A 12,773-nucleotide genomic window follows, 5' to 3' on the forward strand; every position below is an offset into this window, starting at 1 on the left:
CGCGCCGATGACTTCGCAGGAGAAAAACGCTTCGCGAGCGCCCGGGCCCGAGGAGGAGGTCATCATCCGCGTGCGCGATCTCGTGGTCGGCTTCGGCGAAAAGCTCGTGATGAACGGGCTCGACCTCGACGTTTATCGCGGCGAGGTGCTGGGTTTCGTCGGCGGTTCGGGCCAGGGCAAGTCGGTATTGATGCGCGCGATCCTCGGCCTCGTGCCGACGCGCGCGGGAGCGATCCGAGTCTTCGGACAGGATCGCGACGCGCTGCCGCCGGCGGAGCGTCGGGCGCTGGAGCAGCGCTGGGGCGTGCTGTTCCAGAACGGCGCGCTGTTTTCCGGCCTCACGGTCAAGCAGAACATCCAGATGCCGATGCGCGAGACGCGCGACCTGTCGCAGCGGCTGATGGACGAACTCGCCATGCTCAAGATCCATCTTGTCGGCCTCAAGCCCGACGCGGCGGACAAATTTCCGTCGGAATTGTCCGGCGGCATGGTGAAGCGCGCGGCGCTCGCGCGCGCGCTGGCGCTCGATCCGGAACTGGTGTTTCTGGACGAGCCGACCTCGGGCCTCGACCCGATCGGCGCGGCCGAATTCGACGATCTGATCGCAACCTTGCAGGAAACCCTGGGGCTGACCGTGTTCATGGTGACCCATGATCTCGACAGCCTTTATTCGATTTGCGACCGGATCGCGGCGCTGGCGGACGGCAAGGTCATCGCGGAGGGGCCGCTCGAGACGCTGCTCGCCTCCGACCACCCGTGGCTCAGAGCCTATTTTCATGGCGTTCGCGGCGGCAGACTCGTCGCCACGCTTCCCGAATAAGAGGACGAAGCATGGAAACCCGCGCCAATTACGCGCTGATCGGCGCTTTCACGCTGGCGGTCGTGTTCGCGGCCTTTGGCTTCGTCTACTGGTTCTCCGGCCCGAGCCAGAGCGGCCGGCAGGACGTGTATCAGATCGTCTTTTCGGGTTCGGTGTCCGGCCTCACGCGCGGATCTTCTGTCCTCTTCAACGGCGTGAAGGTCGGCGAGGTGACGCATCTCGCGATTTCCGAACGGGATCCGAGCAAGGTCGACGTCGAGGTCAAAATTGACGCGCGCACGCCGGTCAAGACGGATACGCGCGCGCGGCTCGAAACGCGCGGCTTCACCGGCGTCGCCGACGTTCTTCTGGTCGGGGGCACGCCGCGCGCGCCCAAGCTCGTCGCCGAGGCGGGCCAGCGCTATCCCCGGATCGAGGCGGAGCGGTCGGAAATCCAGAATCTTCTCGGCAATGTGCAAAATCTCTCGACCAAGGCGGCGGAAGTGCTCGTGAAGCTCGACAGGCTGCTCGACGAGAATAAGGATACGATCGGCGGCACGCTGAAGAACGCCGAGGCCTTCACCAAGACGCTCGCCGACAATTCCCAGCAGATTTCGGTCTTCATCAAGGATTCCTCGGAGGTCGCCCATTCCCTGAAGCCCGTGGCGCAGCGGCTCGACAAGCTGCTCGCCGCCGGCGAGAGGACGATCAAGGCCATCGATCCCAAGCAGCTCAAGACCATCACGGGCAATATCGCCGGCGCCTCGACCAATCTGAAGAACTTTTCCGCCGCCGGATTGCGGCAGTACGAACAGCTCGCCATCGACGCCCGCAAGGCGGTCGACACGCTGGAACAGGCGATCAAGTCGATCGAGCGCGATCCGTCGCAATTCATCTGGGGCCCGTCCCAGACCACGCCCGAATATTCGGGCCGCTGAGGCTCTTTGTGACGTTGCGCCGATCGGTTAGAAGGGCGAAGCGGCGCCGGCGAGGCGCGAGATAGAGAAAATGGCGGCGGGGCATGGGGGTTGAGAGCGACGGCGCGCGATGGGGAGTGACGCGCGCGCTATGCGTCGTCGGTCTCGCGTCCTGTCTCCATGGCTGCGCGGCGCCGGCGCGCCAGACCTTCGACTTGTCCCTGCCCTCGGCTCCCGCGAGCGTCGTGGCCGGCGGGGCGGCGTTGGCCGTGAGGGAGCCGACCGCCGTCGCGCCGACGAATTCGGATCGGGTGACGGTGCGCGGCGCCGACGGCGGCGTCTATGTGCTGCCGGACGTCCAGTGGTCCGAGGAGCTGCCCGGCCTTCTTCGCAACCGGATAATCGGCGCCCTGCAGGGCGCGGGCGTCTCCGCGGCGCGGATCAGCGCGGGGGCCAATCGCGCGCTTGCGACCGACATCCGGCGATTCGAGATCGATGTGGCGCGCGACGTCGCCGTCGTCGAGATCGCCGCGCGACTCGTCGACGAGGCGTCCGGCGCGACCCGCGCCGCCCAAATTTTCGCCGCCGAGGCCCCGGCGCCCGACCATACGGGCGCGCCGGCGGTCCATGCGCTGACCGAGGCCGCCGCGCAGGCGCTGTCGCGTCTCGCGGCCTGGGCGCGCGATCGGGGCTGATCAGGCGGCGACGATTCCCCATCTCTCGACGATCGTCAGGCAGGCGAGAAACGTCCCCGCCGCCGAGGCCTGAACGGCCGCGGCCCGCCAGGCGTCCGCCTCCGATTCGGTCAGAACGCCGTCCGCGACGCAGTTGCGGGCGAGGCGCGGCAGGTCGAAGACGACGTCGGCGTCCCCGAGACGCGTCAGCGCGAGCGCATGGGCGGTGGCGCCGAGCGCGGTCAGGCCGCTGTCGGCGAAAAGCGCGCCGATCTCGCGCCCGATATGCGGCCGGGCGATCGATTGCAGCCATTTCGCCGCCATGCGGCCGCTCACGTCGTTTTCGCCGTTGAAAAGAAAGAACGTCCCCCAATCCGGCTCGGCGGCGACGACCCGCCCGCCGGGCCGGGTCACGCGAACCATTTCGCGGATCGGCTCCGCGGGGTCCGCCATGTGCTGGAGCGACCGGTCGATCCGCGCGCCCTCGAACGAATTGTCAGCAAAAGGCAGACGCGCCGCGTCTCCGGCGGCGAATTCGGCGTTGGCGAGGGACGCCGCCCTTGCGCGCGCGAGGCCGAGAAAGCGGCGGCTCCGGTCCACGCCGACGAAGCGCGCGCCCGGGTGGGCTCTCGCCATTTCGACGACGTCGAAGCCAACGCCGCAGCCGACGTCGAGAATTCTCGCGGCGGGACGGATGTTCAGCGATTTCCAGCTATGGGATTTGTAGGCCCGGAAAAAGTCCAGGCCGTTCATGAAATCGAGGCAATGGACGAGGTCCGGCTGCAAGGGGCCGTCGGCGTCGCGGAAAGCCACGGCGATGTCGTTCATGGGGCGGGCGCTCTTCCTGGCCGGGGCCTGCGACTGTGGCGCCAGCGTCGGCGCCCCTCAACCGAAAACGCGATCCGCCGGCTCAGCAAGGGGGCTAGCGCGGCAAACGGGCCGGTGCTAATCGAGCGCGGCAGATTCCGGAAGGGGCAGGCAGCCGCGAACCGCCGCATCTCTTGCTGGCGGCCGGCGCGAGGGAAGAGACAGGCGTCATGGTGAAAATCAGCTTCGACGAAAGAGCCACCCGCTACGGCGCCGAACCGGGCGGCGGCGCGCCCACGAAAGTTAAGATCACCTTCGTCGACTCGCAGGGCCAGGCCCGCACCGTCGAGGGCGAGGTCGGCTCCACCGTCATGGAGACCGCGCGGCGCAACGACATCCCCGAAATCGCGGCCGAATGCGGCGGCGCCTGCGCCTGCGCCACCTGCCACGTCTATGTCGACGAAAAATGGACGGAAAAGACCGGCAAGCCGTCCCAGATGGAAGAGGATATGCTCGACTTCGCCTTCGACGTGAGGCCGAATTCGCGCCTGTGCTGCCAGATCACGGTGCGCCCGGAACTCGACGGGCTGGTAGTGACGACTCCCGCCCAGCAGGGCTGACCCGGCCTCCGCGAGACCGCGGCGGCGTCGCGCCGCAGCGGTTTGGCGTTGCATCTTTCGAGGAATGCGATAGACGAACCCGGGCGGCGGCGGATGGCTCATCCGCCGGCGGTTGGCCGCGTTCGATCTCCTCCCCCGATCCGCCTGGCCGCTCCCGATCGCATCGCGAGGGGAATGCCGCCCTATCGCCGCCGGAACGGGCGGATTGCGCCGCCAGCGAGACAGTTAAGGATTAGGGATATGAACCAGCTCAACGAAGCCGCGATCGAAACCGATGTCGTCATCGTCGGCGCCGGCCCCGCTGGCCTTTTCGCGGTGTTCGAACTGGGCCTTCTCGACATCAAATGCCATGTCATCGACATTCTGCCGCGCGCGGGCGGCCAGTGCTCGGAGCTTTATCCCGAGAAGCCGATCTACGACATTCCGGGCCTCCCCATCGTCACCGGCCAGGAACTGACGGATAATCTGCTCAAGCAGATCGAACCCTTCGGCCCGACCTTCCATTTCAACGAGATGGTCGAGACGCTGACCTCGCTCGGCACGGCCGAGAAGCCTTCTTTCCGCCTCACCACCGACGCCGGCAAGGTCTTCCACGCCAAGGTCGTCGTCATCGCGGCCGGCGGCGGTTCGTTCCAGCCCAAGAAGCCGCCGATCCCGTCGATTGAGCAATATGAGGGTAAGTCGGTCTTTTACGCCGTGCGCCGCATGGAGGATTTCCGCGACAAGGACGTCGTCATCGTCGGCGGCGGCGATTCGGCCCTGGACTGGACGCTGAACCTCCAGCCCATCGCGAAAAGCCTGACGCTCGTCCATCGCCGCGACGCCTTCCGCGCCGCGCCGCATTCGGTTTCGGCCATGCAGGAGCTGGTGAAGGAGGGCAAGATCTCCTTCCGGCTGGGCCAGATCACGGCGGTGCAGGGGGCCGACGGCCAGCTTGCGAGCGTCACGCTCAAGGGCAACGACGGCGCCGAGGAACAGTTGCCCTGCCACCGCATGATGCCCTTCTTCGGGCTCACCATGAAGCTCGGCCCGGTGGCCGAATGGGGCCTCCAGCTTCACGAAAATCTCATCCCGGTCGACACCGAGAAATTCGAGACGAGCCACCCCGGCATTTTCGCCGTGGGCGACATCAACTCTTATCCGGGAAAGTTGAAGCTCATCCTGTCGGGCTTCCATGAGGGCGCCCTCGCAGCGCAGAAGGCGCATCGCTACATCTTTCCGGAGAAGAAGCTCCTGTTCCAGTACACGACGTCGTCGACCAATCTGCAAAAGAAGCTCGGCGTCTCCTGAGCGTGGAGGTCGCGGTCCGGGCGCTGGACGTTTCGGGCGTTGCGCCCGAAGAATGGCTGGCGCTCGCCGCCTTTCTGGACGAGAAGGAGCGCGCGCGCGCCGCGCGCTTTTATTTCGAGGACGACCGGCGCTCCTATGTCGCCGCCCACGCCCTGCTGCGCGCGGCGCTCTCCAAGCGCGCGGACCGGCCGCCGCAGGACTGGCGCTTCGCGGCCGCGGCTCGGGGCAAACCTTATCTCCTCGATCCACCCTGCGATCTGCGCTTCAGCCTGACGCATACGCGCGGCATGGCGGCCGTGGCGATCGCGGAAGGCGTTGAGGTCGGCGTCGACGTCGAATCGGCGGATCGCCGCGCCGACAGCATGAAACTCGCCGAACGTTTCTTCGCGCCCGAGGAGGTCGCGCTGCTGCGGACACTCGACGGCGCTGCGCGCCGCGAGGCGTTTTTCGCGATCTGGACGCTGAAGGAGGCGGTCGTTAAGGCGACCGGGCAGGGACTTGCGCGGGCGCTGGACGGTTTCGTCGTCGCGCTCGATCCGACGCGCGTGACGATGCGCGACGGCGCGCCGCAGGACTGGAGCGCCGCGCATTGGCGGCGCGGATCGTTTCATTTCGCGGTCGCGGCGCGGGCGGATATCGCGGTCGATTTCCGCCAGACGGCGGCGGGGCTCCTGTTATAGCGGCGCAATCCATTCGACCATGGACTTCGTCACGCAACTGCGCGCGGAGGGTCGACGCCGTGATGAGTTTGGCGTGCGCCAGCAGCGCCGCTCCGCCTGGGCGGAGCCTCAGGCGGCGGCGATCCTGCGCCAGAAGACCAGCCGCTTGAAATTATAGACGAGGGTGGCCATCCCGATTTTGACCCTGGCGCGCGCGACGCCGATCGTTCGGATGAAAAGGCCCATCCTTTCCTTCTGCCCGGAAAAGACATGCTCGACGCGCGAGCGCACGGTCGATTTCATGGCGTTCGCCCGACGGACGGCGTCGGGCATGGGGCGCCCCTTCGGCTTCTTGCGATGAATGCGGCCGATGAAGCCGAAACCGCGGTCGATCGCGATATGGTTCTGATAGCCGAAGGTCGGGATGGCGACGTCGACCGGGGGCTTCGTTCCATCGGGCCGCGCCTTGGCCTTGCTGAACGTCACGGTCCAACGCGCGTCGCGATCTTTCCGCCGCAGTTTCGCGGGCGTCGTAGCCCAACCCTCGGGAATGCGCCCCTCCTTGATCGCCTTCTTTTCGTCCTCGGTGTTGCGCTGTTTGGGCGCGGCGACCAGCGTCGCGTCGACGATCTGGCCCGACATGGCGATATCGCCCGAGGCGCGCAGCGCCGCGTCGAAACGGGCAAAGAGCGGCTCGATCGCGCCAGCCATTGTGAGCTTCTCGCGGAACAGCCAGATGGTGCGGGCGTCGGGAACCCGGTCGGCGAGCGACAGGCCGAGGAAGCGCATGAAGGACATGCGGTCGTTGATGAGAAACTCGGCGCGCTCGTCGGAGAGATTGTCCATCGCCTGGATGACGAGGATCTTGAACATCATCACCGGATCGAAGGGCGGCCTGCCGCGGAACAGCGGAAATGCGAGGCGGCAGTCCCGGATCATCGGTTTATCCCCGGTCAAGCTTGCCGCCTTCGGCCCGACCAATTTGTCGCAGTCAGACGGGGCGCCTGCAGCCAAAGCTTTCCACTCTCTGATCCGCGCTTCGCTCCGGATGTTTCCGGCCAAGCACAGGAGCTTGGCGAGTTAAATCTTGGCCCATGTGCGAGTCTCCCGACCGAAGGGCGTGTTTCGCCTTCCCGCAACCGCGGACCGGCGCTCCCGCTAGCGCATTAGCGATCAGGCGAAGGGCGCCAAGAAAACCCTTCGACGAAGCTCGCTCGCGGAGAGCTGACGGGCTCAGACCAAACCGCGGAGCATTCCGCGTTGACGCCTCGTCACGCCGGCATGGAGTCATGAGAGCGACTGGAATGATCTCACCAAAACAAATAGCTGAACCGCAACTTGAGCCGCCAGATTCCGTTGTCTTTCCCGCAACGCGCTCCTAACCATAGGACCGGATGAGGCTTCCAACGAGGAGATTCCAGCCGTCGATCAGCACGAAGAAAAGCACTTTGGCCGGAAGGGAAATCGTGGACGGCGGCAGCATCATCATGCCCATGGACATGGTCAGCACGCCGACGATCAGATCGATGGCGACAAAGGGAACGACGATCAGAAATCCGATTTCAAAGCCGCGGCGCAGCTCGGAAATCATGAAGGCCGGAATGAGCGCGTCGAGCGAGGGTTTGTCTTTGTCGCCGCCGCTCGCGCGCAGATCCTGAAACAGGCGCAGGTCCTTGTCGCGGACATGCGCCAGCATGAACTCGCGGAACGGCTCCGAGATCTTCTCCAACGCCGCGGCTTCGTCGATCCGGTTTTCGAGGAGCGGCTTCACTCCGGATCGCCAGGCCGACTCGGCGGCCGGGTTCATCACGTAGAACGTCATGAAAAGCGAGAGGCTCACGAGCACCAGATTTGCGGGCGTGCTCTGAAGCCCCAGACCCGACCGCAGGAAAGAAAGCGCGATGGCGAAGCGCGTGAAGCTCGTGGCCATCACCAGCAATCCCGGCGCGATCGAAAGGATGGTGATCGCTCCCAGCAGCTGGATCATTCGGGCGCTGGCGGCGCCCGCGCCGGGCGGCAGCAATGCGTTGAGATCCAGCGTATCGCCGAAGGCCGGGGCGGATGTCAGCAGGAGCAAAAAGAAGACCGCGAGCCTCATTGGATCACCAGCGTTTCAATGATGAAGTCGCGCAAGCCTTTTTCGAACCGGGTAGAGGCGCGCCCTGCGAGTTCTTCCTGGAGCCGCCGAAGCCCGTCGGGTCCCTCGACAGCATTCAACTCAAGCGTCTGGAGGAAGGCGGTGATGTCGGACATCAGAGCCGCCGTCATCGCGTCGATATGGGGAACGTCCTTCGGGTCATAAACAATGGCCGCTTGAAGACGAATCCAGCTCGTCGCCGGGCGCGCGAGATTGGTGACGACCGGCGGAAGCTCCTTCACCGCGAACTTTGCATTGGAGGGCTTCGGTTTCGCCGGGGGCGGCGCGCCATGACGCCCCTCCACGCCTGGCGCGTGCGCCTGCGACTGCGCTGCGGCGGGAGCCTCGCCTTCGCTCGGCGGCGGCGCAAGAACCGCATAGCCGAAAAATCCGCCGCCGCCAGCGGCGAGAACCGTCGCCATCGCCACGGCTGCGACGGACCCGCCGACTTTCCCGGGCGTCGCGGGATCTTTGCTGCGAGCTTGCGCTGACATGCGCGCGACTCCTCAGAATGGAACAAAAGTGTCATAGAGCTGCTGGCCCCAGGCCGGCTGCTGAACTTCAGTCAGGCGCCCGCGTCCGCCGTAGGAGACGCGCGCCTCCGCGATCTTGTCGTAGGAGATCGAATTGTCCTTGTTGATGTCGCGCGGACGCGCAATGCCGGCGATGGTGAGGACGCGTAGCTCCTGATTCACGCGAATTTCCTGCGAGCCGTGCAAAACCAGATTTCCGTTCGGGAGCACCGCCGTCACGGCGGCGGCCAGCGTGAGCCGCATCTGTTCGGAGCGATTGATCGTTCCCTGACCCTGCGTCTCCGTTTTCGAATCGATGTCGTTTTGAAATGCGCCGGTCTGTTTGGTCTGGGTTCCGCTGGCGCCGCCGAGTTGCGGGATGAGGTCGAGGAGGAAGGTCCATTTCGATCTGATCTTCGAGTCGCGGGAGCGATCCGTCGAATTGCCGAGGATCGCGCGATCATCCATCGAAATGACCACAGTGACGACGTCGCCGACGCTCATCGCGCGAACGTCGCGAAAAAGATTCACGCGATTGTCGTCGAGATGCATTCCGGGCCCCAGCGAATTCGTGGAGAGCGCCCCGACGGGCAGTTGGTCGTCGTAAAAATTCAGCCCGCTGCCGACGGGCGTCATATGAGGCTCGCGGGTGAAATCCCGCGGGTCGGTCGCGCAGCCCGCGAGCAGAAGCGCCGACGCGCAGGAAAGCGATAGACGCGTCATGGTTTCTTTCCGCTGATCGCGGCGCGTATCTGGGAGATTTTCCTGATGAGCGCCGCCCCGCGCCCGGGCTCCATCTCCCCGAGGATGGCGCTGGAAATTTTCGGCTTGAGCTGCAACATCAGGGCGGCTGCGGCGTCGTCCTCAAGCTCCGCGAGTTGCGCCGCCGCAGCGTCCGGCTTCATTCGCGCATAAAGCGCGACGAGCGCCTCGTTGCTTTTTTTCTCGAAAGCGTCGAGGCGATCGAGCGCGGCGCGCAGTTCGCCCTGTTTGGACTGAAGCTCGGCGACGCGGGCGGAAAGTTGCGTCTCGAGTTCGACGAGCTGCTTTTGCTTGCGTTCCAGGCGGATCGCTTCGACGGAGGCCGCGACATCCGCGCAATATCGGTCGATTTCCTTTGCGCTGGAGCCGCCTTCCCGCCTGTCGCGCGTTTGCGCGCGAGACGCCTCCGCGCCGACGTCGAGCGCGGCGATGAAAACGAAAGTCCATGCGGCGGCGGCGCGCAGGGCGGATCGTTGAAGGCGTTCGACATTCATCACGCGTCGATCATTGACCGGGCAAGCTTGCGCGTGCCTCGCGTCAATCGAGCAGCCCCGCCACCGCGGCCGAAAGCTCCGCGATCGCGTTCACGCTCGGCGCGCCGCCAGGCGACTGTTTGAGCGCATCGTAGAGCCTCGGCGCGGCCTGTACGGCGCGGTCTAGCGCCGCGTCGGCGCCGGGTTGATAGCCGCCAAGCAGGCGCAGGTCGCGAGTGTCCTCGTATCGCGCGACGAGGGCGCGCATTTTCGCGACCGCCTCGCGTTCGTCCGCGCGCCAGACGCGATCCGCGAGGCGCGAGATGGATTTGAGAATATTGATCGCCGGATAGCGTCCCTGTTCCGCGATCTCGCGTTCCAGCACGATGTGGCCGTCCAATGTGCCGCGAATGCAGTCGGCGATCGGATCGTTGTGATTGTCCGCGTCGACGAGCACGGAAAAAATCGCCGTGACGCTTCCGCCGCCCTCCATGCCGGGGCCCGCGCGTTCAAGCAGACGCGGCAGATCGGCGAAGACGCTGGGCGCAAAGCCGTTCGCGGCCGGCGGCTCTCCGGCGGCGAGCGCGATCTCGCGCAGCGCATGGGCGTAGCGCGTGACCGAATCCATGATCAGAAGCACCGATTCCCCGCGCTCGCGGAAATATTCGGCGATCGAGGTCGCGGTGAGCGGCGCCAGCCGGCGCATCATCGGGCTTTCGTCGCCCGTCGCCACGACGACGACGGCCCTCGTCGCATCTCCCCCGAGAACCTCGTCGAGAAAATCGCGCACCTCGCGTCCCCGTTCGCCCACGAGGCAGATCACGACGGCGTCGAAGGCCGAGGAGCGGCTCATCATGGCAAGCAGGGTCGACTTGCCGACGCCGGAGCCCGCGAAGACGCCGATCCTTTGGCCGCGGCAAAGCGGCGTGAAGGCGTCGATGGCGCGCACGCCGGTCGGCGCCGCTTGCGTAACCCGCGCGCGCGACATGGGCTTGGGCGGCGGCGCGTCGAGGCGTCGCCGCGCGTCGCCGCGCGTGAGCGCGCCGCGCCCGTCGATCGGCCGCGCCAGCGCGTCGAGCGCGCGGCCCTTCCAGCTCCCGTGCGGGGAAATCTCGATCGGACCCGTGAGCGTCACCCGCGCGCCGAGTCCGACGCCCGCGTTGCTTTCGAAGGATTTGACCAGCGCGCCGCTTCTGTCGAGGCGGATCGCCTGGCCATGGAAGGCCCGTCCTTCGCCCTCGAGCAGCACGCAATCGTCGAGACGCAGGAAGGGGTTCAGCCCGTCCACGCGAAAATGCGAGGGCGTGACCTCCGTCACATGACCGCCGACGCGCAGCCAGCTTCTGTCATGCGCGAAACTCTCGACGGCGTCGCGCAGCCGCGTGAGCGCGTCCGCCATCGCGCTAGGCCCCTCCGCCCAGCGTGCGCACGGCGTTGCGCTGCGCGGCGTCCATCATGTCATAGGCGGCCGTGGCGCTCTCAAAGGTGCGATGCGCCAGGATGAGCTTCGTGATCTCGCCGACCGGATCGACGTTCGCGCTCTCGAGATGTCCCTGCGCGACGCCGTTTCTCGTGAAATTGACCACCGCCGTCGCGGGGATCGAGGGAATGACGCTGCTGTTCTCCCCGCGCCGCAGGGTCGCCGCCTCGTCGATTTCGAAGAGCCCGAGCGCGCCGACCTGCCGATCGCCCTGATTGATCATGCCGTCGCGGAAAATCATGGGCGGACCGAGGGTCGGATCAAGCACGATGGGCGCATTTCCTGCGTCCAGCACAGGGAAGCCGAGGATGGTCTGGACCTCTCCCGTTTCCAGCATCTTCATGCGGCCGTCGCGGGTGTAGGCCACGCCCTGCGGGGTTTGTATGGCGAGCCAGGCGTCGCCGATGACCGCGACGTCAAAGGGATTGTCGGTTTTGGTCAGCCCGCCCGAGGCGCGGGAAATGAAGTCCGTCCCGGCCGAGGCGTAGGCGGTCGGCGTGGCGGACGCCTTGGAGAGGACCGCGTCGAAACTCACGCCGGTCGAGCGATAGCCGATCGTCGACGCGTTTGCGACGTTTTCCGCGATGGTCGTCAGCCGCTTGTCCAGCGCGACCTGCGAGGAGAGCGAAACATAGAAAGCCGATTGCATGGCGACCCGCTGATTGCACGCGGGCGCAGAATCACCGCGCAAGCTTGCGCGAGCCTGCGTTTGTCGCGGACTATTTCCCCGCGTGGAAGGCCGATTTGCGCACGTTGGCGCTGATCGGCTCGTCCAGGAAAAAATCGAGCACGGCCTCCTGCGACGGGTCGACCGAATAGGACGTGACGTCGCGGACGCCTTCCTCCGCCAGCACGCGCACGTCGATGAAGAAATTGCCCGTGCAGGCGCGCGCCGGGCGCGTAAGGATCGCATGCGCCGCGTCGGCGACGATCTCCGGCTTGCGCGAGCGCCGGATGATTTCGTCCCCGCCCAGAAGATTGCCGACCGCCGCCGTCGCGATGGCCGTCTCGGGCCAAAGCGAATTCGCCGCGACGCCCTCGCGCGCGAGATGTTTGGCGAGGCCCAGCGTCACGAGGCTCATTCCATATTTCGCCATGGTGTAGGCGAGGTTCGGCGCGAACCATTTCGGGTTCATGTCGAGCGGGGGCGAGAGGGTGAGTATGTGCGGATTTTCCGATTTGCGCAGGAAGGGCAGGCAGGTCCGGGCGCAAAGATAGGTTCCGCGCGCGTTGATCTGATGCATCAGATCGAAGCGTTTCATCTCCAGAAGGTCAATGCCGCGCAGATCGATGGCGCTGGCGTTGTTGACGAGAATGTCGATCCCGCCGAAGGTTTCCACGGTCTTTTTCACGGCGGCCTCGACCTGATCGTCGAAGCGGATGTCGCAGGCGAGCGCGAGCGCCTTGCCGCCCGCCGCCTCGATCTCGGCCGCCGCCGTATAGATCGTGCCCGGGATCTTCGGATTCTCGGCGACGCTTTTCGCCGCAATGGCGACATTCGCCCCGTCGCGCCCCGCGCGCTTCGCGATGGCGAGGCCGACGCCGCGGCTCGCGCCGGTGATGAAAAGCGTCTTGCCGTGAAGCGAGCGGGTCATTCGCGCATTCCTGTTGAAACCTCAGGGCGTCGCGCGGCGCCGGCGACG

14 protein-coding genes and 1 pseudogene are annotated in these 12,773 nt (G+C 66.0%); 6 read left to right on the forward strand and 9 right to left on the reverse strand.

Features of this window, described 5'->3' with window-relative positions:
- Positions 1 to 7: 7 nt before the first annotated feature.
- The 3 genes from ACV959_RS03250 to ACV959_RS03260 all read left to right on the forward strand — a co-directional run bounded on the left by ACV959_RS03250 (position 8) and on the right by ACV959_RS03260 (position 2,411).
- Positions 8 to 820: an ABC transporter ATP-binding protein gene (locus tag ACV959_RS03250; RefSeq protein WP_475738491.1), complete on the forward strand. Its 813-nt coding sequence runs from the start codon at positions 8 to 10 to the stop codon at positions 818 to 820.
- An 11-nt stretch (positions 821 to 831) separates the two neighbouring features.
- The gene (locus tag ACV959_RS03255) at positions 832 to 1,737 is read left to right on the forward strand and encodes an MlaD family protein (RefSeq protein ID WP_475738492.1); all 906 of its coding nucleotides are present in this window, start codon (positions 832 to 834) and stop codon (positions 1,735 to 1,737) included.
- An 83-nt stretch (positions 1,738 to 1,820) separates the two neighbouring features.
- Positions 1,821 to 2,411, forward strand: a complete 591-nt coding sequence (locus ACV959_RS03260; protein WP_475738493.1) for an ABC-type transport auxiliary lipoprotein family protein — start codon at positions 1,821 to 1,823, stop codon at positions 2,409 to 2,411.
- Here ACV959_RS03260 and ACV959_RS03265 read toward each other — a convergent pair whose 3' ends face one another.
- Positions 2,412 to 3,218, reverse strand: a complete 807-nt coding sequence (locus ACV959_RS03265; protein ID WP_475738494.1) for a methyltransferase domain-containing protein — start codon at positions 3,216 to 3,218, stop codon at positions 2,412 to 2,414.
- A gap of 209 nt (positions 3,219 to 3,427) precedes the next feature.
- On the opposite strand from ACV959_RS03265, the gene ACV959_RS03270 reads away from it, so the two are divergent.
- The 3 genes from ACV959_RS03270 (at position 3,428) to ACV959_RS03280 (ending at position 5,787) form a co-directional block, all read left to right on the forward strand.
- Positions 3,428 to 3,817, forward strand: coding sequence for a 2Fe-2S iron-sulfur cluster-binding protein (locus tag ACV959_RS03270; RefSeq protein WP_475738495.1), 390 nt, complete (start codon positions 3,428 to 3,430; stop codon positions 3,815 to 3,817).
- 240 nt (positions 3,818 to 4,057) lie between these two features.
- A complete protein-coding gene (locus tag ACV959_RS03275) occupies positions 4,058 to 5,107 on the forward strand; it encodes an NAD(P)/FAD-dependent oxidoreductase (protein WP_475738496.1) in 1,050 nt (349 codons plus the stop codon).
- 2 nt (positions 5,108 to 5,109) lie between these two features.
- Positions 5,110 to 5,787: a 4'-phosphopantetheinyl transferase family protein gene (locus tag ACV959_RS03280; protein ID WP_475738497.1), complete on the forward strand. Its 678-nt coding sequence runs from the start codon at positions 5,110 to 5,112 to the stop codon at positions 5,785 to 5,787.
- A gap of 108 nt (positions 5,788 to 5,895) precedes the next feature.
- On the opposite strand, the pseudogene ACV959_RS03285 reads toward ACV959_RS03280, so the two are convergent.
- The 8 genes and pseudogenes from ACV959_RS03285 to ACV959_RS03320 all read right to left on the reverse strand — a co-directional run.
- A pseudogene (locus ACV959_RS03285) lies at positions 5,896 to 6,711 on the reverse strand (transposase); the annotation flags it as partial.
- Between the two features lie 433 nt (positions 6,712 to 7,144).
- Positions 7,145 to 7,864: a flagellar type III secretion system pore protein FliP gene (fliP, locus tag ACV959_RS03290; RefSeq protein WP_475738498.1), complete on the reverse strand. Its 720-nt coding sequence runs from the start codon at positions 7,862 to 7,864 to the stop codon at positions 7,145 to 7,147.
- Positions 7,861 to 8,397 carry a flagellar basal body-associated FliL family protein gene (locus tag ACV959_RS03295; protein WP_475738499.1) on the reverse strand — a complete coding sequence of 179 codons (537 nt, stop codon included), beginning with the start codon at positions 8,395 to 8,397 and terminating at the stop codon, positions 7,861 to 7,863. Before ACV959_RS03295 ends, fliP begins: the two co-directional genes overlap by 4 nt.
- 12 nt (positions 8,398 to 8,409) lie before the next feature.
- The gene (locus ACV959_RS03300) at positions 8,410 to 9,138 is read right to left on the reverse strand and encodes a flagellar basal body L-ring protein FlgH (protein WP_475738500.1); all 729 of its coding nucleotides are present in this window, start codon (positions 9,136 to 9,138) and stop codon (positions 8,410 to 8,412) included.
- Entirely contained in the window at positions 9,135 to 9,671 is a 537-nt protein-coding gene (locus tag ACV959_RS03305; protein ID WP_475738501.1) for a MotE family protein, read from the reverse strand. Before ACV959_RS03305 ends, ACV959_RS03300 begins: the two co-directional genes overlap by 4 nt.
- Before the next feature lie 43 nt (positions 9,672 to 9,714).
- Complete coding sequence (locus ACV959_RS03310) at positions 9,715 to 11,049, reverse strand: FliI/YscN family ATPase (RefSeq protein WP_475738502.1); 1,335 nt, start codon at positions 11,047 to 11,049, stop codon at positions 9,715 to 9,717.
- A 4-nt stretch (positions 11,050 to 11,053) separates the two neighbouring features.
- On the reverse strand, positions 11,054 to 11,779 hold the full coding sequence (flgF, locus tag ACV959_RS03315; RefSeq protein WP_475738503.1) for a flagellar basal-body rod protein FlgF: 726 nt from the start codon (positions 11,777 to 11,779) through the stop codon (positions 11,054 to 11,056).
- A 70-nt stretch (positions 11,780 to 11,849) separates the two neighbouring features.
- On the reverse strand, positions 11,850 to 12,725 hold the full coding sequence (locus ACV959_RS03320) for an SDR family oxidoreductase (RefSeq protein WP_475738504.1): 876 nt from the start codon (positions 12,723 to 12,725) through the stop codon (positions 11,850 to 11,852).
- Positions 12,726 to 12,773 lie beyond the last annotated feature (48 nt).

The organism is Methylocystis sp. Se48, from assembly GCF_056269425.1.